Origin of the sequence: Vibrio sp. 10N.261.52.A1 (genome assembly GCF_002876325.1) — a bacterium.
Classification (GTDB): domain Bacteria; phylum Pseudomonadota; class Gammaproteobacteria; order Enterobacterales; family Vibrionaceae; genus Vibrio; species Vibrio chagasii.
Window position 1 is genome coordinate 1 of the sequence record NZ_MCYD01001437.1, and the last position, 539, is coordinate 539.

The following is a 539-nucleotide window of genomic DNA, read 5'->3' on the forward strand; positions in this document are numbered from 1 at the left end:
GGAGATAGGTTTAGTGAGCAGTTTAAAATAGATATTGAAAATGGTAGATTAAAATATCGAGGTGGGTTATTAAACACTACTAAGGGAGTTGAATTTATGTATATTGTTGAGAATGACGGTACTATTTATGGTGCATCTCTACCTATGGGTAATATGCCAGATGGCTATGATGGTATAGGAATGTTTCACTCATCTTTAGTCAAAGATGAGTGGCCTATATTTGCAGGAGAGATGCGTGTTGAAAATGGGTTAGTAACTAAATTGACAAATAGCAGTGGGCACTTTCAGCCTACTGGAGAGCGGACGGCTATTCTTGAAACATACTTTAAAAAAGAAGGTGTATTAGCCGAAAACTTTATGCCCAAGTATTCTCCTCCAGCTCCGATTCAGCTGCCAAGATCTAACGCTATTAGTTTTAGAGAAGCAACAAGTTCGTTTATATGCCCCCCATGATATCATAAGGGCGGGCTCTTAACCGGCGGCGCTGACGGATCCCCTCATATTTTCCCCAAGGCGAGATCTGGGCTTGTTGCAAAAAT

The 539-nt window shown here is 40.8% G+C and carries 1 protein-coding gene; it reads left to right on the plus strand.

Translation table 11 applies throughout. The features are described 5' to 3' along the window. On the plus strand, positions 1–453 hold a 453-nt coding region (locus BCT81_RS29250; RefSeq protein WP_157938901.1), incomplete at its 5' end, for a hypothetical protein. Positions 454–539 lie beyond the last annotated feature (86 nt).